This is a genomic window from Micromonospora sp. NPDC057141, from assembly GCF_042670805.1.
Classification (GTDB): Bacteria; Actinomycetota; Actinomycetes; order Mycobacteriales; family Micromonosporaceae; genus Micromonospora.
Window position 1 is genome coordinate 182,029 of the sequence record NZ_JBHUVA010000002.1, and the last position, 16,718, is coordinate 198,746.

The window sequence follows — 16,718 nt, forward strand, 5'->3', positions numbered from 1 at the left end:
CGAGCCGGGGCCGTCAGGGCGATGCCCCGTACGGCCCCGGCTCGTCACCGCTGGCGTCGTGCTCGGGTCACGGCCCGACGAAGACCGCCTTCGCCCGCCAGTCGATCCCGTTGAGGAGGCGGTTGCTGCGCACCGTCCAGCTGCCCGACGGCGCGCCGTTGACCCAGCTGGCCGAGGACAGGCTGCCCAGGAGCCGGCTGACCAGGTAGATCCGGTCCCCGGAGACGAAGACCCCGCCGGAGTCGGCGAAGCCGGTCCCGGCCGCGGTGAACTTGTCCGCCCCGACGGTGCCGCTGTCCGGGCTGAACCACCGCCAGTACAGGCCGCTCTGCCCGCTGAGGGTGTAGTAGAGCCGGCCGTTGGTGTAGAACATGCCGGTCACGTTGCTGATCTCCGGGTAGAAGCTCACCGTGTTGCCGGCGTACGTCTGGCCCTCCGGCCCGGAGCCGGTCACCACCGTGTCCCACAGCGCGTCGTGGTACGGGTCGACCTGCTCGGGCGTGCCGAAGGTGGTGCCGTCGAAGGTGCGCCGCCACAGCGCGCCGCTCATCCCGTAGAACAGGGTGCCGCCGACCCAGAAGGCGCTCTTCGCCGACGACCAGACGGTGCCGTCGGGGTTGGCGACGGCGGTGGCCGCGCCGATCGCGCTCGCCCCGTCGTACGACCGGCGCTGCACGTTGTTGGCCGCGCCGAAGCCCAGCCCGGCCTGGTAGATGTTGCCGGGCAGGGCGGCGGTGGCGGTGGAGTGCGGGGCGGCCCCGCCGCTGAGCGGGAAGAACGCGATCCGGCCCCGGCGGTACTGGAAGTTGCCGATGTATTCCTGGTCGGAGCCCAGCCAGATGCCCTCCGGGGTGACCAGCAGCTTCGCCACGCCGTAGCCGCGCGGGTGCCGGCCCGGGTTCCACGACAGCGGCAGGCCGTTGAGCGGGTCGAGCGCGGCGATGCTGGGCCGGGCCACGGCACCCGGGTACGCCGAGTCGGTGGAGGAGGTGTTGTTGAGCCAGCGGAAGTGGCCGCCGACGTAGATCGCCTGCTCGGTGATGCCCACGGAGAGGAACGTGTCGCCGCCGGTGTAGTTGACCCAGGTCGGCTGGACCGTGGTGCCGGTGGACGACGTCTCCCAGCGGGCCGCCGCGTCGCAGAGCGTCCCCGCGGACGGCGCTCCCGTGCTGACGATGACGAAGTAACTGCCGTCGGGGGAGAAGCTCACGTCCCGCACGTACGAGTCGAACGACTTCCAGGCGCAGCGCGGCTCGAACCGGTTGGTGTTCCACGACGACACGGTCGCGGCGGACGCGCCCAGGGTGATCCGGACCACCTGGTCGTGCAGCACCCCGTCGGCCTTCTTGAAGTTGCCGATCACCACGAGCTGGGTGCCGTCGGGCGAGACGGCCAGCTTCTCGGGCCCGACGCCGGCGTTCGCGCCGCTGACCCCGTCGTAGTTGTGGTGCTCGGTCAGCGAGGTGGTGAGGTAGTCGTCCACCACGCCGGTGACGGCGTCGAGCGAGGCGAGGCCGGCGCGCGGCTTCGTGGCGGCGGTGGTGAAGATGCCGCCGACGAGCAGCCGGCTGCCGACCTTGACGACGTCGTTGACGAGGCCGTTGAACGCCAGGTTGGGGAAGCTGGTGACCACGCTGCCGTCGGCCAGGTCGAGCAGGGCCAGCTTGCGGCGGTTGGTGCCGTTGACGCTGTTGAACTTGCCGGCGAGGTAGACGGTGCCGGCGGTCGGGCCGGCGAGGATGTCGTAGACCTCGTTGTCGACCACCGGGGCGAACGCGGTGTCCACCTGGCCGGTGGCCTTGTCGAACGCCAGCACGTAGTTGCGGGCGATCGTCTCGTCGGAGTTGCGGTTCTTCACCTGGGTGAACGAGCCGCCGACGAGGACCTTGCTGCCGGCGTCGTGGATGGCGAAGACGGTGCCGTCCACGATGTTCGGGCTGAGGGCGGAGGGGACCGCGCCGACCACGGTGGTGTGGTCGGGCGCCGCAGGGGCCGGGCCGGCGACGAGGACGCCGGAAACGGTCAGGGCGGCGGCGGTCAGGACCGCGAGAGGTCGGCGACCAAGCGCCGGGAAACGGACCACGGGCAACTCCGGATGAACGGCGGAGATCGGTGTGAGGTGCCTCCGTGCGAGCGGGCGAACCCGTTCGGTGACCGCCGGCCGGTGAGGCGCCGGCCGGGGGACGGAAAGCTCGATGACACGATGGCGCACAACACGCCCGGCGTCCAGCCCGCACGGCGTGTTGTGTCCGACCACCTGGTCGCCGCCGTCGGTGCAGCCGGGCCGGCCGGACGAAAAGACGAGGTCACTGGGTGCGCGGGCCGTGCGCCGGGGTGGGTGGCGGCGGCGCGGAGAACCACGGGTCGGCCGTCAGTTCCCGGAACGCGGCGAGCCCGTCCGGGTCGTCGTTGAAGGTGCTGTCGTACGCGGGCTTCGTCTGCTTCGCGGCGAAGTAGACGACGGCCTTGATCTGCGGGTGCCGCTTGATGTAGTCGCCGGCCTCGCGCAGCCACGCGCCGCGCTGCCCCGGCGAGCCCGGGTAGGTGACCCCGAACTCACCGATCACTATCGGACGCGGGTGCTGGGCGGCGAACGCCATGAACGTGTCCATCTGCGGGGCGAAGCCCTCGAACCCCTTGCCCGGGTAGACGTCCGTGCAGAGCCAGTCGACCTGGTCGTCGCCCGGATAGTACGCGGCGGCGTCGCGGGAGGGGTCGACGAACCCCTGCACGTGCGGGCACCAGACGAAGGCGGCGTTGGTCGCGCCGACCTCGGTGAAGATGCCCCGGATGCGCTTCCAGGCCGCCACGTAGTCCTCCGGCGAGTGGACGCTCTGCTGCAGGTTGGGGCGGTCCATCTCCCACCGCCAGCGCAGCAGCAGCGGCACCCCGAACTGCTTGATCTTCTCGGCCCGTTGCCGGATGAGCTGGTCGTAGACGCCGTCCCGGATCGACCGGGTGTCGGCGCCCGACCAGGAGATCATCTGGAGCTTCCCGGCCGCCTGGAAGGCCTGCTCGGTGGGGCCGGGGAAGTCGTCCTCCCACTCGTGGAACATGTGCGCCAGGGCCACCTTGCCCTGGGTCTGGGCGGCGAACGCGGTCAGCGCCTCCACCCGCCCCTCCGGGGTCTGCCAGTCCGGCTTCACCCACGCGCCCAGCCACGCGCCCTTCTCGGGCAGCTCCGGGCCCCGGCCCGTGGTGGCCAGGTCGTCCGTCGCGCGGGGGGACACCGTCGGCGCGGCGCCGGACGGGGGCGGCACGAAGTCCGGGGCCTGCTCGGAACAGGCCGTGACGGCCAGCGCCGAGGCGAGCAGGAGCGCCGCCGCCCTGTGGAACCGCTTCATCGTCTGCCGCACCTTCCCATGCCGCCGGCGTGCCCGACGGCGGTCGTCTCCGTGGCTGTGAGACCCGTGCCGGGCCTCAGCGTCGGCGGCCCCGGCGCAGGGCCCGCAACGCGTCGAGCTGGAGCACCCGGCGTAGCCGCCACGCACCGGCGAGATACCCGGCGGTGCCGAGCACCGCGAGCACCGCGAGGGTGACCGGCCCGGCGTCGAGCACCGCGCGGGCGATCAACGCCGGCACGCCGAAGCACGCCACCGCGAGGCCGGCGGCGGCGAGCGTGCCCCGGCCGAACGGGTGCAGCCGGTACGCGTGGTGCAGCTGCGCCAGCGGCACCAGGTTGGTGATCAGGATGGACGCCGACCAGGCGATCGCCGCGCCCATGATGCCGAAGCGCGGGATGAGCAGCACGTTCAGCACCACGTTGACCAGGGTGCCGGCCAGCGCGTTGTAGAACGTCCAGGACGTGCGTCCGGCCATGTTGAGCACCGTGTCGACCATGCCGCAGCCGGTGGCCACCAGCATCGTCAGGGCGAGGAACACGGTCACCCGTGCCCCGGCGGAGTATCCCTCGCCGAACAGGTGCAGCATCGGCTCGGCGAACACCGCGAACAGCAGGTAGGCGGGCCAGGCCAGCAGCACCAGCCAGCCCGTCGCGGCCTGGTAGAGCCGGCCCGCCGCGGCCCGGTCGTCGCGCACCAGGTGCTCGGCCAGCCGGTGCTGCACGGCGGTGGAGAGCGCCTGCCCGGAGAGCTGCCCGAGGGCGAGGAACCGGGTGGCCGCCGTGTAGAGCGCCGCCTCGGACAGCCCGCGCAGCGCGCCGAGCAGCACGATGTCGAGCCGCTGCACCGCCATCTGGGCCAGCCCGCTCAGCGCCCGGGGCCCGCTGTAGCGCCAGTACGGCGCGAACTCCTCGCGCAGCGACACCGCCGGGGCCTGTGCGCCCCGCTCCGCGCGCCGCACCAGCCGGGCCAGCCACACCGTGCCGACCAGCGCGGCCGGAAGGTAGGGCGCGACCCAGGCCAGCGGCAGCGCCGTCGTCGCCGACAGGCCGAGGACGGCGGCGAGCCCCACCCCGGCCAGTTGCAGCCCCGTCCGGCCGAGCCGCTCGATCAGCAGCAGCGGGCGCATCTTGCCGAAGCCCCGGCAGGCGGCCAGGGCGAAGTCGCAGAGCGCCGCCACCGGCACGAAGACGAGCAGCACCCGCAGCGCGCGCACCGCGCCGGGCACCGGCTCGTCGAACGTCAGCGTCACGATCCGGGGGGCCGCCCACCAGCCGGCCGCCGCGATCAGCGTGCCGACGCCCAGCACCGGCAGCACCCCCACCAGCACCGACGCGCGCAGCCGCTCCGGCTGGCCCAGGGTGCGGTAGCGGCTGATGAAGTAGACCGAGCCGACGCCGGTGCCCAGCCGCGCCGCCGCGTACGCGATCATGAAAGCGCTGGTGGCGGCGAAGAAGAGGCCGGCGTCCGACATGGACCAGCTGCGGGTGACGACGATGTTCAGGCCGAACCCGGCGACCGCCGCGACCGCCACCCCGAGCAGGTTCGCGACCCCGTGCCGGGCCGCGCCGCCCAGCTCCCCGGCGGCCGACCGGGCCGGGGCTACCGTCGCCACGACGGCACGCGTCCCCACCAGGCGCTCAACCGCTCGTCGTACGGGGCGAAGTGCTCCTCCAGGCGGGCACGCAGCGCCGGATCCATGGGCGAGCGGGACCGCGCGTTGTGCTTGCCGAACGAGATGTCCGCCCAGTGCGGCAGGCCGAGGAAGTCGCAGACCGCGTCGAACGCCGGCCGGGGCTCGGCGAAGAAGTCGTCCGCGTCGATCACGTGCAGCCGGTCCCGCCCGAAGATCGACTCAAGGCGTTCGAGCTGCTCCACGTACTGGCCCCGGGTCAGGTACGCGTTGTGCTGGAAGTGGTGGCTGTGCGCCGTCGGGTCGGCGAGCAGCCGCTCCCGCTCCCCGGCGATCCGCTCCCGCTCCAGCTCCAGGGCCCGCTCGAAGCCCTCCGACTCGAAGCCCCGCGCCGCCTCGTGGGTGTGCGCCGAGTAGGCCCGCTCCACCGGGTCCCGCAGCAGCACCAGCAGCCGCACGCCCGGCAGGTCCTTCGCGATCCGCTCCCCCGCGAGCGGGTGGAACATGTAGTACGGGCTCGACTCCCCGGTCACCCCGCGCACCCCGACCTGCTCGCGGACCGCCTCGGCCCGACGCACCGTCGGGAAGTGCCCGAGATACCAGTCCATCCCCCGGTCGTAGCCGGTGTCGAAGTAGTGCACGCCCTTGTGGTAGACCGCCGGCAGCACCGCCGGGTGCTGCGACAGGGTCTTGAACAGCGACGTCGTGCCGCAGCGCTGGGCACCCACGATCAGGAAGTCGGGGGCGAGCCGCGACCCGGCGGTCCACCGGCCGTACGTCCGGCTCACCGACCGCACCGCGCGCCGCGCCTGTGCCTTGACCTGCGTCACTTCGCCACTCCTCCCGCACCCGGCCGCCCGGCCAGATGATCCTCCACCGCCGGCAGCAGCCAGGCGTCCACGTGTCCCAGCCGGGCCCCCGCCTCGGCCTGCCGGTCGCGCAGGTAGCGCGCCGCCAGCTCGACCAAGTAGAGCACCGCCACCAGGTCGGCGACCCCGGCCGGCTGGCCGAACGGGGCCAGGTCGTCCGGTGCGGCGGCGATCAGCCGCTCCGCCGCCGCCCTGGGCTCCACCCCGGCCCGGGTGATCGCCGTCTGCACCCGCCGGTGCAGGGCGTCGAACCCCAGCGGCACGTCGTCGGCGAACCGCTCCCAGTCCCACACCAGCACCCGGCCGTCGGCCAGGGCCGCGCTGTTGCCGCCGTTCCAGTCGCCGTGCCAGGCCCCCAGGCCCAGCACCGGGTCGACCCGACGCACCTCGGCCAGCACCGCCCGCAGCCGGGCCGCCTCCGGCCGGTCCCCGAGCGCCGCCAGCTCGCCTTCCAGCCGCCGGTCGTGGGCGCTGCCGGCGTACGGGCGGCGGTCCACGCCGACGCAGCGGCTCACCGCCACCATCGCGGCCCGCTCCGCCTCGGCGGCCGGCGCGGGCGCGGCCCGGGGCAGCCCCACCGGCAGGGCGCTCTGCACCAGCAGCGCGTGCCCGCCCCAGACGCCGTGGTGCAGCGCCTCGGCCACCTGCACGCCGGGCAGCTCCAGCGTCGCCAGCCGGGCCAGCGCCGCCGCCTCCGCCTCGACCAGGGCCCGGGTGAGCGGGTCGACGCCGAGCTTCGCGTACCCGATCGGGACGCCCGCGGCGTCGAGGAGCTGGACCACCGGCTTGCGGTTGGCCCGTGCCGGCCCGATGTGGATGCTCAGCAGCGCCGGACGGCCCAGCACCGCGGCCAGGTGCGCGTCGAGCGCGCCGCCGCCGGAGCCGCCCGCGTCGCCGCCCGCGTCGACCACCAGCCGGTCCCGGAACGCCAGCCGGCCGAGCCCGGTGCGGAACGCGGTGGCCAGCACCGCGCGGCGCAGCCGGGCCTTCGCGCTCTGCGCCTCCGTGGAGTGCCGCACCGCGCCGGCCGCCGCCCGCCGGGAGCCCGCCGGCACCAGCAGCCGGGGCCGCGCGGCCGACGGGACCACCGCGAATCCGGCCCGGCCGCCGCGCCGCAGCGCCGGTCGGGCCGGCGCCGGCCAGACCAGGCCGGCCAGTTCCGGCAGGTACGCGCCGCGCGCGTCGGCGCCGGGGGGAGGGGTGAGCATCAGTGGAACCGCCGTTCGGGCCGGGCACCCGGCGCGGGCGCGGCCTCGACGGCGGCGAGCCGGGCCTCGCGGCGCTCGGCGCGCAGGTGCAGGTCGTTGCGGGCGAGCAGGGCCACGCTGATCAGCCCGTACGCCAGGGTGGTGTTCAACGAGCCGTAGAGGAACTGGAAGAACAGCATCAGGATCAGCACCAGGCTGCCGGCGATGCCGATCGGGGTGTGGTCGTGCCGGAACCGCCACAGGCACCAGAGGAAGAACGCGCTGTAGCAGAACGCGCCCACCCAGCCCTGGCCGGTCAGCAGGTTCCACACCTGCCCGTTGCTGCCCAGCTCCCGGTTGCCGCACTGTTTGCACTCGGCCGACTTGCCGATCGCGATCGACCGGTTGCTGCCGATCAGGGCCCGGTTGCCTCCGTAGCCGAGCACCGGCGAGTGGTTGGCCGCCTCGACCGCGCCGCTGGACAGGGTGGCCCGGATGTCGTCGCTGTGCCCGTTGGCCATCCGCTCGTTGAGCAGGTCGCCCAGCGGGGACGCGAGCACCGCCACCCCCATCAGCCCGCTCGCCAGCGCCAACCCGACCAGCACGACGACCCGGCCGCGCAGCGCCAGCCGCACCGCGACGTACACCGCGCCGACCACCAGCCCGATCCACAGCCCCCGGTTGAGCGAGTAGACGATCGGGAAGACGGCGGCGACGACCACGAGGTAGCCGGTGAGCCGGCGCGGCCCCCGGCCGAGGACCACCCAGCCGACGATGAACCAGATCAGCAGGATCGCCATGTTCTCGCCCCAGGTGTTGGTGTATTCGAAGGGGGCGGCCGGGCGGGGCGAACTGGCTTCCCCGGCGAGCACCTCCTGCACCTGGGCGACCTCGACGTGCATCAGCCGGTTGACGAACGGTTCCTTGGCGATGGCGGACGGCAGGATGAAGTTCAGTGGCGCGACGAACTTGAGCTGCGGGAACAGCGCGCCCACGTACCCGCCGATCACGGTGACCACGGCCATGAAGCCGAACAGCTTCACCAGCCGGCCCCGGGGCAGCTCCCGCTCGCTGAGGTTGAGGACGTAGAGCATCGTCACCGTCAGGGCGGTGTAGTTCATCACCCGGATGCCCCAGCCGATGAACCGGCCGGAGCCGCTCGGGGGGAGCGTGTTGGGCGCGGTGATGCCGAGCATCAGCCCCGAGAGCACCACCCAGGCCAGCAGGATCAGCCAGATCCCGAAGCCCGGCGGCACCTTCACGTTGCCTCGCCGGTAGAGCTGGAAGGCCATCGGGACGGCGAGGATGGCGAAGATGAACGACGGCAGGCCCAGCGCCCACCACACCGGGTAGAGCACGAAGAGCGCGGTCACCGGCCAGGCGACGGGCAGCCGCAGCGACCAGCGCCGGGCCGGCGCCTCCGGCGGATGCTGCGCGGGGTGCTGCGGCGGGCCGGCCGGACGCCGTCCCGCCGGCGCCGGCTCCGGTCCCGATGCCGGCCGGAGCGGGGCGGCCGTGGTCATGTCACGCTGACCTTGGCGGTCTTCGGGGCGTAGATCACCCAGGCCGGTCCGGGCTGCGGCCGGACCTGGAAGCCGCCCTCGTCGGTGACGTTGCAGACCAGCTTCTGCCCCGGCTTGCTCCAGTTCGCTGCGGCGCTGGACGGGCCGGACACCACGAGCGCCGCGCCGGAGCCGTACACGTTCGCCCCGGGTAGCGAGCGGGGGCTCGGCTTGCGCACGGTGAGGGTGCGGTATTCCATCGTGAGCACCACCACCGAGGCGACGCTCACCGTGACCTTGCCCACCTTGCCGCGCCACGACGCGCTGGCCGCGTCGTACGTCCAGGTCTGCGTGGGGTGCCCGGGGGCGGCGACGGTCAGCTTGCCGGCCGGATTGACGCCCTGGCTGGCCAGCGGCGCGCCCGGGGTGGCGTGGTCGAGGACCGGGGTCGGCGCGGCACCGCCCTTCGGGGCTGCCGCCCGCAGCGCGGCGGTCGACGCCTGACCCGACGGGAACGCCGCGTCGCGCTGCGCCGGGGTGACCCCCTTCAGCTCGGCGGCGGCGAACTGGTTGAGGAAGCCGGTCGGCCCGCCCGCGTAGCCGACGAAGGGGTGCAGCACGCCGACGGTGCGGATGTCCACGGGGCGGATCTCCGCGACCGGGCCCACCTTCGCGGCGTCCCGGGACTGGTAGACCGCCGTCAGGTGCAGGCTCTCCGACTCGGCGAACTCCTGATAGACCACGTCGGCCTCGGCCAGCCCGACAGGGCTCGTGCCGGCGGCCACCCGCACCGGCACCACCACCGCCTGGCGGCCCGCCACCTCCTCGGTGACCGGCCTTCCCGACAGCGGCGCGGCCGGCAGGCTCGGGGTCGGGGTGGGCCGGGGGGCCGGAGAACCCGGGTCGACCACGTTGGTGGCCCCGGGCGGCTGCTCCTCGGCGCAGCCCGCGCCGAGCGCGGCGACCAGCGCCACCGCGAGCGTGTTGCCCAGGGCGCGCCGACGGTTCACTCCCTGTCCTCGACCGGGTCGAGGGCCATCGAGTATCGGCCTGGGTCGATGCCGTCGGAGTCCCGCGACGAGCGGTAGACGGTGGACTTGCCCGGGGGCTTCGGCTGGGTCGTCGGCCGGGACGGGGGAACCGCCGCCGGCGGGGCGGGCGGCGGAATCTGGACCGCCGGGGCGGGAGTGGGCGTCGGCCTGGCGGGCCCCTGCGGCCCGACCGGGCGGGCGTCCCGGCCGCCGGCGGTGGGCCGGCCGTCCCGGGCGTCGGCCGAGGGCCGGCCGTCCCGGGCGCTGGCGGCGGGGCGGGGGAGGATCATCGTGGACTCGATGTTGGGCGGGCCGGCCTGCGACGGCACCGGGTTTACCCGTGGGCGGGGCGACGGCGGACCGTCGCGCCGCGCCGCCGGGGCGGCGGGCGGGGCCGGGACGCGCTCGGCCAGCCGGGGGGCCAGCACCGCGCCGAGCACCGGCGCGTCGACCTGCTCGAACTGGTGCATCGCGGCGGTGATCTCGCTGCTGCGGGTCTGCCCGCCCTCGATCACCAGGATCACCCCGTCGACGTGCCGGGCCAGCGCCTGCGCCTCCACCGCCGCCGTCGGCTGGGCCGTCTCGATCAGCACGTGGTCGAAGCGGGCGGCCAGCTCGCCGAGGACCTCCAGCATCATGGCGACGGGCAGCTCCACCTCGGTGTCGAGGTTGCCGGGGAACAGCACCCGCAGCTGGCCGAGGCCGGGAGTCGGGGTCAGCGCGGTCAGCACCGACACGTCGTGGCGCAGCACGTCGGCGAGGGTGTGCCGGGGCTTGACCCCGCCGAGCATCGCGGGAAGCGGAGAGTCCCGCTTGGTCGTGACCACCGCGACCTGCGCGCCGGTGCGGGCGTACGCGGCGGCGAGGTTGCCGACCACGAAGCCGGCCGCCGGGCCGGGCGAGGTGTCGGTGAGCAGCAGCTGGCGGCCCCGGCCGGGCTGCGGCTCGGGCATGGTCGACAGCAGCACGTTGCGTAGCCGGCCCAGCTCGCGGGAGACCTCGTGGCCCGCCGGCAGGATGGTCAGCCCGGCCTGGCCGGTCGGCAGCTCCAGCAGCATCGGCAGGTTGAGCCGGTCGGCGACGTCCCGGCCGCGTCGGACCCGGGTGTCGAGCCGGTCCAGCACCAGGGCGACCACGATGCCGAACAGCAGCCCCGCGCCGAGGCCGCTGGCCAGGTTGAGGGTGGTGTTCGGGGAGCTGGGCTTCCGGGGCAGCGGCGCGTCGGAGATGATCTCGCCGGGGTCGAGCGCGGTGCTCAGCAGCGGGCTCAGCCGGCCGTTGAGGCTGGCGAGCTGGTTGGTCAGCACGTTGCGGTCGGCCTCGGCCCGGGCCCGCTCCGCCGAGTTCGGCGGGGCGGCGGCGATCTTGCCGGCGACGGCGGCGAGCTGCTTGTTGGTCTCGGAGATCTGCTGCTTGAGCGCGGTGGTCTCGTTCTCCAGGGACCGGGTGGCCGTGGCCAGCCGCAGGTCCAGGTAGGCCTGGGCGAAGGAGTGCGAGCCGGCCTGCGCCGCCTCGGGGCTGCCCGCCTCGAACGCGATCTGGAGCACCTGGCTGTTCGGCGGCACGGTGACCGACAGCGACCGGACCATGTCCTCGGCGGGGAGGTCGGTCTTCAGCAGGGCCTGGGCCCGCTCGGCGACCACCAGGGAACGGACGACCTGTGCCTCGGTGTCGAGGTTGACCTTGGCGCCGGGGTTGGCGTCCGGGCCGACCTGGCGGACCAGCAGCGACGTGGTCGACACGTACGTGCGGGTCTGCACCTGGCTGACCAGCATGCCGGCGCCCGCGCCGAGCAGCGCGGCCACCACGAGGATCCACCACCGGCGGCGCAGCCACTCGAGGTAGGTCATCAGCGTGGGGCCGTCTGAGTCGCGCAGATCGGCGTGGTGAGACGAGGGCATCGGGGTGTGTCGCTCCCTTTGGACCGGACCGGCCAGTCGTCCGTGGCGAGCGGCGCCACGGCGGAAACCTGAGTCTCCCTGATCCGGGCGGTCAGGGGAAGCCGACGAAGCGTCGCTTTCCAGCAACGGCGTCGCAGGGGGAGGATGAGCGGGTGCGGTTTTGCTATCACATCCAGAGCCACCGGTCGCCCGAGCAGCTGAACCGGCTGGTGCACGCGGTGAAGAAGTACAGTCCCGACAGCATTGTGCACGTCAGCCACGACGTGAACGGCGCCCCGCCGGACCTCGCCGAGCTGCGTTCACTGACCGACGTCGCCGTTCAGATGCACGAGGGTGGATACGGTGACTTCAGTCATGTCGACCGCTACATGGCGGCCGTCGACTGGCTGAACGACGAGGGGGTGCAGGTCGACTGGCTGGTGAACATCACCGGTCAGGACTACCCCCTCCGGCCGCTCGGCGAGTGCGAGGCGGAGCTGGTCGACTCGGGCGCCGACGGGTTCATGGAATATTGGGACGCCTTCGGGCCGGAGAGCCACTGGCCGCGCAGCCGCGTCCGCTCCCGCTACCACTTCCAGCACCGCCGGTTGCTGCCGCTCAGCCCCCGGGGCAAGAAGCTGCTCCGCCCGCTCCAGGCGGTCAACCGCGTGCAGCCGTTGGTGCGGCTGCACGTGTCGTACGGGCTGGCGGTCGGCCGCCGGGCCCGCACCCCGTTCGGCCCCGACCTGCGGCTGCACGGCGGGTCGGCGTTCTCCTCGCTGAGCTGGCCCGTGGTGGCCTACCTGCGGGAGTACTTCGACCGGCGACCGGACGTGGTGGAATATTTCCGACACTGCCTCTCCCCGGTCGAGGCGGTCTTCCAGACGATCGTGTGCAGCGCCGACCGGTTCACCCTGGTGCCGGACTGCAAGCGCTACTTCGACTTCCGCGACAGCACCTTCAACCACCCCAAGTCGCTGACCGCCGAGGACCTGCCCCTCGCACTGGCCAGCGGGGCGCACTTCGCCCGCAAGTTCGACTACGAGCGGGCCCCGGAACTGCTCGACACCCTCGACGCCCACCTGGCCGCCGCGGTGTGAGGGGAGCCCGTCAGCGGTAGCCGTAGCGGCGGCGCAACGGCCAGGTCATCGCCCCGACCAGGCGGCGCGGGCCCGGGGCGTACTCGCGGCGCCACTTCTCGTCCAGCGCCAGCGTGATCGGGCCGCTGCGCATCCGGATCCGGCCGCCGGCCACCGCGTGCGAGCCGGCCTGCTCGAACTCGTTGTCGCGGAGGAACTCCAGCGGGTCGACGACGCCGGTCACGTCCGCGGTCAGCGCCGCGATCCGGCCCAGCTCGCCGCGCGGGTCGCGGACCAGGTCCTCGTACCGGACGGTGACCCGGGGCACGCCACGGCGGCCGAGCGCGGCGACCATCGCGTTGACGGTGACCCAGCGCCGGGCGGTCAGCCGCGCCGACCGCTGGTTCATCCGGCCCTTGGCCGAGGTGCCCTCGGGCAGCTCCACCACCTGGCTCCACGAGTACGCCACCCCGCGCGGGTCGCGCAGCACGTGCACCAGCCGCAGGTCGACCTGCGGGGCCCGGGCCAGGATGTACGCCAGCGAGGGGCGTTTGGTGGAGTCGACCACCACCTGTGCCCCGGACACCTCCCGCACCGCCCGGTAGAGCCGCGTCAGCAGCTCGGTGTAGCGGTCCAGGTCCCGCCGGAAGGCCGTGGACATGCCCGGGTTCACGATCAGCGGGATCTTGGCGGTGGCGTCGACCCGGCGTTGCAGCGCCCGTACGTCGGCCACGTCGATCTCCGACCACCCGCCGTACGCCCGGCGGCCCACCTCGCCCCAGAACGGGCACGCGTCGAAGTGCTCGCCGCAGGCGCACCGGAAGTTGCGCTCGACGCCGGACTGCCACAGGTAGAACAGCTCGCCGACGTCGCAGTGCCCGACGAACTGGCCGAGCATCAGGTCGAGCAGCGTGGAGCCGCTGCGCGGCATGCCGCAGACGTAGAGGACGGTGACCGGGGCGGGGGTCACCCCGTCGCCGGCACCCTGTGCTGCCTCGGCCGTCTGGTCGGTCATCCGCGATCCCCTCGCCCGGTGATGTCAGCGGCAGTCTAGGTGCGGGACGGGGGAGCCCGGCATTGGCGGAAGGTCCTGCTGGCAACCATCCGACAGGCCGGATGATGGTGAACGCCACTTATGTTTCTGTTCCGGAGGCCGCTACATTGTGGCGGCGTCGCGTCGCCGGTCGACCGCCCCCGGTGGGCGCGTCCCGGGGCGCGGTGGGGCCCTCGGGAGGCGGGTGTACGTGGAGTCTGGTGAAGTCATGCTCGTCGGTTCCAGCGGCGGGCACCTCGCCCAACTGGTGGCACTCGCGCCGTGGTACCGCGACCGGGCCCGCTCCTGGGTGACCTTCGACACCCCCGACGCCCGCTCGCTGCTCGACGGTGAGGACGTCGTCTGGGCCCACCACCCGACCACCCGCAACCTGAAGAACCTCGCCCGCAACCTCTGGCTCGCCGTGCGGGTGTTCCGGGGGCGGGACGTCGCCGCGGTGGTCACCACCGGCGCCGGGGTCGCCCTGCCGTTCGTGATCGTGGCCCGGCTGCGCGGCATCCCCACGGTCTACATCGAGGTCTACGACCGGATCGACACCCCGACGCTCTCGGCCCGGCTGTGCCGGCCGTTCCTCTCCGCGATGCTCGTGCAGTGGGAGGAGCAGCGCCGGCTCTACCCGAAGGCGACCGTGGTGGGAAACCTGCTGTGAGCCTGCCCATCCCGCGCCAGCGCGGCAACTCCCCGGCCCCCCGCACGATCCTCGCCATGGTCGGCACGGACGTGCACCGCTTCGACCGGCTGGTCGACTGGCTGGAACGCTGGCACGCCGGCCGGGACGCCGCCGCGCCGGAGGTCCGCCTCGTCGTGCAGCACGGGCGCAGCCGCGCGCCCCGGCTGCCGGGCGCGGCGCCGTTCCTGGCCCACGACGAGCTCCAGCGGGCGATGACCGAGGCGGACCTGGTGGTCTGCCACGGCGGGCCCGCCACCATCACCGAGGCCCGCCGGCACGGGCACCTGCCGATCGTGGTGCCCCGGGACCCGACCCACGACGAGCACGTCGACAACCACCAGCAGCTGTTCGCCCGCCGGCTCGGCGCGGCGGGGATGGTCAAGCTGGTCGAGGCCGAGGCCGACCTGGTCGAGGCGCTGGACAAGGGTGTGGCGGACCCGCTGACGTACGCCCTCGCGGCCGACCCGGACCGGCCGGATCCCCGGGTCGCCGCCGCCACGGCGGTGGGCCGGATCGTCGAGGACCTGGTGCGCGCCAGCCGGGAGCCGGGTCGGCGCAGGTGGTGGCGGTGAGCGCCCGGGTGCTCTTCGTCGGCGGGCTGGGGCGAAGCGGCTCCACCCTGCTGGAGCTGATCCTCGCCCAGCACCCCGACGTCTGCGCCGTCGGCGAGGTGGTGCACCTGTGGGAACGGGCGCTCGGCGGCGACGAGCGGTGCGGCTGCGGCGAGCGGTTCACCGCCTGCGACTTCTGGCAGCGCGTCGGCGAGCACGCCTTCGGCGGCTGGTCGACGGTCGACCGCGCCGAGGTGCTGGCGCTCAAGGACGCCGTCGACCGCACCCGGCACATCCCCCGGCTGGCCCGCGCCGAACTGCCCGCCGCGCAGCTCGACGAGGTACGCCGCTACGCCGACCTCTACACCCGCATCTACGCCGCCGCGATGGCGGTGACCGGGGCGCGGCTGGTGGTGGACTCCAGCAAGCACGCGTCCACGGCGTTCGCGCTGCGCTGGGCCGACGACCTCGACCTGCGGGTGCTGCACCTCGTGCGGGACAGCCGGGCGGTGGCGTACTCGTGGGCGAAGCAGGTGCGCCGGCCCGAGGTGGTGGACGCCGAGGCGTACATGCCGACCTTCTCGCCGTTCACGGTGAGCAAGCTGTGGACCGCGCAGAACGCCGCGTTCCACCTGCTGGCCACCCGCGCGCCGGTGGTCCGGCTGCGCTACGAGGACTTCACCGCCGACCCGCGCGGCACGGTCGCCCGGCTGCGCCGCTTCGCCGGCCTGCCCGACGACCCCGACGCGCTGCGGGTGCTGGACCCGTCGCCCGCGCCGCTGCGCCGGGCGCACAGCATCGCCGGCAACCCGCTGCGGTTCAACGCCGGCCCGCTGAGGGTCCGGCAGGACGACGCCTGGCGCACGGCCCTGCCGTCGCGCAGCCGGGTGGTGGTGAGCGCCGCGACGCTGCCCCTGCGCCTGCGGTACGGATACGTCGGCCTCGGCCGCCCGGGCTCCACGGAGGCGAAATGACCGAGCCGATGCCCGACGCGGACGCAATGACCGAGCCGGTCGGCGGGCACCCGTCGGTGACCGCGGTGGTCCCCACCCGGGACCGCCCCGAGCTGCTGCGCAAGGCCCTCGACGCGATCCTCGGCCAGGACTACCCGGGGCGGGTCGACGTGGTGGTCGTCTACGACCAGTCCGAGCCGGACCGGTCGCTGGCCGACGACCCCCGGGTCACCGTGCTGGTCAACCAGCGCACCCCGGGCCTGGCCGGCAACCGCAACACGGGCATCCTGGCCGCCACCGGCGACCTGGTGGCGTTCTGCGACGACGACGACGAGTGGCTGCCCGGCAAGCTCGCCGCGCAGGTCGCGGCGCTCGCCGCCGCCCCCGACGGCGCGTTCGTGAGCTGCGGCATCCGGGTCGACTACGACGGCCGCCAGGTCGACCGGGTGCTGCCCGTCGACCGGGTGCCGCTGGCCGCCCTGCTGCGGGACCGGCACACCGAGCTGCACCCGTCGACGTTCCTGATCCGCCGGGACGCGCTGCTCGACGGCATCGGGCTCGTCGACGAGGAGATCCCGGGCAGCTACGCGGAGGACTACGAGTTCCTGCTCCGGGCCGCCCGGCACGCCCCGCTGGTCAACCTGGTGCAGCCGTACGTGACGGTGCGCTGGCACAAGCAGTCCTACTTCGCCCAGCGCTGGGAGACCATCTCCGTGGCGTTGCAGTGGCTGCTCGGCCGCTATCCGGAGTTCGCCACCGTGCCGGCCGGCGAGGCCCGGGTCAGCGGCCAGATCGCGTTCGCCCAGGCTGCGCTGGGCAACCGGGGCGAGGCCGTGCGCTGGGCGCGGCGCACGCTGTCGCGTAACCCCCGGGAGCCCCGCGCGTACCTGGCCCTGGCCGTGGCCAGCCGGGCCGTCGACCCCGACCGCGTACTGCGTACGCTGCACAAGCGCGGCCGGGGCATCTGA

Annotated in this window: 14 protein-coding genes; 5 read left to right on the forward strand and 9 right to left on the reverse strand. The window is 74.0% G+C overall.

Features of this window, described 5'->3' with window-relative positions; genetic code table 11:
• Positions 1-67: 67 nt before the first annotated feature.
• The 8 genes from ACFT41_RS02795 to ACFT41_RS02830 all read right to left on the reverse strand — a co-directional run bounded on the left by ACFT41_RS02795 (position 68) and on the right by ACFT41_RS02830 (position 11,413).
• Positions 68-2,083, reverse strand: coding sequence for a hypothetical protein (locus ACFT41_RS02795; RefSeq protein ID WP_377585718.1), 2,016 nt, complete (start codon positions 2,081-2,083; stop codon positions 68-70).
• 223 nt (positions 2,084-2,306) lie between these two features.
• Positions 2,307-3,344, reverse strand: coding sequence for a glycoside hydrolase family 26 protein (locus ACFT41_RS02800; protein ID WP_377585722.1), 1,038 nt, complete (start codon positions 3,342-3,344; stop codon positions 2,307-2,309).
• Positions 3,345-3,420: 76 nt separating this feature from the next.
• Positions 3,421-4,956, reverse strand: a complete 1,536-nt coding sequence (locus tag ACFT41_RS02805) for a lipopolysaccharide biosynthesis protein (protein ID WP_377585724.1) — start codon at positions 4,954-4,956, stop codon at positions 3,421-3,423.
• Entirely contained in the window at positions 4,944-5,804 is an 861-nt protein-coding gene (locus ACFT41_RS02810; RefSeq protein WP_377585727.1) for a sulfotransferase domain-containing protein, read from the reverse strand. Before ACFT41_RS02810 ends, ACFT41_RS02805 begins: the two co-directional genes overlap by 13 nt.
• Complete coding sequence (locus ACFT41_RS02815; RefSeq protein WP_377585730.1) at positions 5,801-7,051, reverse strand: hypothetical protein; 1,251 nt, start codon at positions 7,049-7,051, stop codon at positions 5,801-5,803. Before ACFT41_RS02815 ends, ACFT41_RS02810 begins: the two co-directional genes overlap by 4 nt.
• Positions 7,051-8,553, reverse strand: a complete 1,503-nt coding sequence (locus tag ACFT41_RS02820) for an O-antigen ligase family protein (RefSeq protein ID WP_377585732.1) — start codon at positions 8,551-8,553, stop codon at positions 7,051-7,053. Before ACFT41_RS02820 ends, ACFT41_RS02815 begins: the two co-directional genes overlap by 1 nt.
• Complete coding sequence (locus tag ACFT41_RS02825) at positions 8,550-9,542, reverse strand: DUF3048 domain-containing protein (RefSeq protein WP_377585735.1); 993 nt, start codon at positions 9,540-9,542, stop codon at positions 8,550-8,552. Before ACFT41_RS02825 ends, ACFT41_RS02820 begins: the two co-directional genes overlap by 4 nt.
• Complete coding sequence (locus tag ACFT41_RS02830) at positions 9,539-11,413, reverse strand: lipopolysaccharide biosynthesis protein (RefSeq protein WP_377585738.1); 1,875 nt, start codon at positions 11,411-11,413, stop codon at positions 9,539-9,541. Before ACFT41_RS02830 ends, ACFT41_RS02825 begins: the two co-directional genes overlap by 4 nt.
• A 203-nt stretch (positions 11,414-11,616) precedes the next feature.
• On the opposite strand from ACFT41_RS02830, the gene ACFT41_RS02835 reads away from it, so the two are divergent.
• Positions 11,617-12,543: a hypothetical protein gene (locus ACFT41_RS02835; protein ID WP_377585740.1), complete on the forward strand. Its 927-nt coding sequence runs from the start codon at positions 11,617-11,619 to the stop codon at positions 12,541-12,543.
• 10 nt (positions 12,544-12,553) lie between these two features.
• Here ACFT41_RS02835 and ACFT41_RS02840 read toward each other — a convergent pair whose 3' ends face one another.
• Positions 12,554-13,537 (reverse strand): sulfotransferase family protein, encoded by a 984-nt coding sequence (locus ACFT41_RS02840; protein ID WP_377585743.1) that lies wholly within the window; start codon positions 13,535-13,537, stop codon positions 12,554-12,556.
• Positions 13,538-13,784: 247 nt separating this feature from the next.
• Here ACFT41_RS02840 and ACFT41_RS02845 point away from each other — a divergent pair, with 247 nt between their 5' ends.
• From ACFT41_RS02845 to ACFT41_RS02860, 4 genes are read left to right on the forward strand one after another with little or no spacing between them, the layout of a single operon-like run.
• Complete coding sequence (locus ACFT41_RS02845) at positions 13,785-14,225, forward strand: UDP-N-acetylglucosamine--LPS N-acetylglucosamine transferase (RefSeq protein WP_074479025.1); 441 nt, start codon at positions 13,785-13,787, stop codon at positions 14,223-14,225.
• A gap of 56 nt (positions 14,226-14,281) precedes the next feature.
• A complete protein-coding gene (locus tag ACFT41_RS02850; protein WP_377585839.1) occupies positions 14,282-14,818 on the forward strand; it encodes a glycosyltransferase in 537 nt (178 codons plus the stop codon).
• Positions 14,806-15,771 carry a sulfotransferase family protein gene (locus tag ACFT41_RS02855; RefSeq protein WP_377585746.1) on the forward strand — a complete coding sequence of 322 codons (966 nt, stop codon included), beginning with the start codon at positions 14,806-14,808 and terminating at the stop codon, positions 15,769-15,771. Before ACFT41_RS02850 ends, ACFT41_RS02855 begins: the two co-directional genes overlap by 13 nt.
• Positions 15,768-16,718: a glycosyltransferase family 2 protein gene (locus ACFT41_RS02860; protein ID WP_377585749.1), complete on the forward strand. Its 951-nt coding sequence runs from the start codon at positions 15,768-15,770 to the stop codon at positions 16,716-16,718. The genes ACFT41_RS02855 and ACFT41_RS02860 overlap by 4 nt, the downstream gene beginning before the upstream one ends.

Excerpts from the sequence above, each read along its gene's own strand:
- ACFT41_RS02800 (WP_377585722.1), bottom strand. The coding sequence starts at position 3,344 with ATGAAGCGGTTCCACAGGGCGGCGGCGCTCCTGCTCGCCTCGGCGCTG.
- ACFT41_RS02815 (WP_377585730.1), bottom strand. The coding sequence starts at position 7,051 with ATGCTCACCCCTCCCCCCGGCGCCGACGCGCGCGGCGCGTACCTGCCG.
- ACFT41_RS02820 (WP_377585732.1), bottom strand. The coding sequence starts at position 8,553 with ATGACCACGGCCGCCCCGCTCCGGCCGGCATCGGGACCGGAGCCGGCG.
- ACFT41_RS02830 (WP_377585738.1), bottom strand. The coding sequence starts at position 11,413 with ATGACCTACCTCGAGTGGCTGCGCCGCCGGTGGTGGATCCTCGTGGTG.
- ACFT41_RS02840 (WP_377585743.1), bottom strand. The coding sequence starts at position 13,537 with ATGACCGACCAGACGGCCGAGGCAGCACAGGGTGCCGGCGACGGGGTG.
- ACFT41_RS02845 (WP_074479025.1), top strand. The coding sequence starts at position 13,785 with ATGCTCGTCGGTTCCAGCGGCGGGCACCTCGCCCAACTGGTGGCACTC.
- ACFT41_RS02850 (WP_377585839.1), top strand. The coding sequence starts at position 14,282 with ATGGTCGGCACGGACGTGCACCGCTTCGACCGGCTGGTCGACTGGCTG.
- ACFT41_RS02860 (WP_377585749.1), top strand. The coding sequence starts at position 15,768 with ATGACCGAGCCGATGCCCGACGCGGACGCAATGACCGAGCCGGTCGGC.